The following is a 1,448-nucleotide window of genomic DNA, read 5'->3' as shown; positions in this document are numbered from 1 at the left end:
GGCGGACTCAACCGGTCGTCGCAACACCTCGTGGTCAGGGAGGTGTTGCATGGTGCGTCGTCAGCAGCAGGCAGATCGGGCTTTGCGTCCGGCGATGCGTTCGCCGGGCCGGCCGATGCCGGCCCGGCATGTGGAGCGCGCGTTCTGGCGCCTGATTGCGCAGGGCAAGCGCACCGAGAAGGCAGCGCTCGAGCTGGGCGTGTCCTCCCCGGTCGCGGTGCGCTGGTTTCGGCACGCTGGCGGTATGCCGCCGTTGAGTCTGGCCGAGCCCACCGGCCGTTACCTGTCGTTCTTCGAGCGCGAGGAGATCGCGCTACTCAAGGCGCAGGGTCACGGCGTCCGTGCGATCGCCCGACAGCTCGATCGGGACCCCGGCACGATCTCGCGGGAGCTGCGGCGCAACGCCGCAACCCGTGCCGGCAAGCGGGAGTACCGGGCAGGCGTCGCGCAGTGGAAGGCGCAGATCGCGGCGCGGCGCCCGAAGCGGGTGAAGTTGGCGGGCAACCCGCGGCTATGCGAGTACGTCCAAGCGCGGCTGAGCGGGCAGTTGCAGCGTCCTGACGGGACCGTTGCCACCGGCCCGTCGACGACGTGGAAGGGGCTTAACAAGCCGCACCGCGCCGACCGGCGCTGGGCCACGGCCTGGAGCCCGGAACAGATCAGCCGGCGGCTGGTCGTCGACTTCCCCGACGATGAGGACATGCGCATCAGCCACGAGGCGATCTATCAAGCGCTCTACATCCAAGGACGCGGAGCCCTCAAGCGTGAGCTGGTCGCCTGCTTGCGCACCGGCCGGGCACTGCGCAAGCCCCGGGAACGGTCCCGGAACAGGCCGCAGGGTCACGTGACCGCCGATGTCGTGCTCAGTGAACGGCCTGCGGAGGCCACCGACCGGGCAGTTCCGGGGCACTGGGAGGGTGATCTGATCATCGGCTTGAACCGGTCGGCGATCGGTACCGTCGTGGAGCGCAGCAGCCGCTACACGCTCCTGGTCCACCTGCCCCGCCTCGAGGGCTACGGAACCGTCCCACCTGTGAAGAACGGGCCCGCCCTGGGCGGCTACGGCGCCATCGCGATGAAAGACGCCCTCATCTCGACGATGACGACGATGCCGGCCGAGCTGCTACGGTCGCTGACCTGGGACCGGGGCAAGGAACTCTCCGCCCACGCCCAATTCAAGGTCGAAACCGGCATGGCAGTCTACTTCGCCGACCCCCACTCGCCTTGGCAGCGCGGCACGAACGAGAACACCAATGGCCTGCTACGCCAGTACTTCCCCAAGGGCACCGACCTGTCCCGCTGGAGCCTCGATGACCTCCTCGCCGTCCAGGCCGCCATCAACAGCAGACCCCGCAAGGTCCTCGGCTGGAAGACACCCGCCGAGGCCCTCGACGAGCACCTAAGATTGCTGCACAGCAGCGGTGTTGCAACGACTGGTTGAACCCGGG

At 68.6% G+C, this 1,448-nt stretch carries 1 protein-coding gene; it reads left to right on the top strand.

Features of this window, described 5'->3' with window-relative positions:
• Positions 1 to 49: 49 nt before the first annotated feature.
• Complete coding sequence (locus AC0AIB_RS30945; RefSeq protein WP_465098037.1) at positions 50 to 1,441, top strand: IS30 family transposase; 1,392 nt, start codon at positions 50 to 52, stop codon at positions 1,439 to 1,441.
• Positions 1,442 to 1,448: the final 7 nt, after the last annotated feature.

The organism is Micromonospora sp. DSM 43699, from assembly GCF_055517075.1.
Note: the sequence above shows the minus strand (reverse complement) of the source record. Positions and strands in the feature narration are given on the sequence as shown.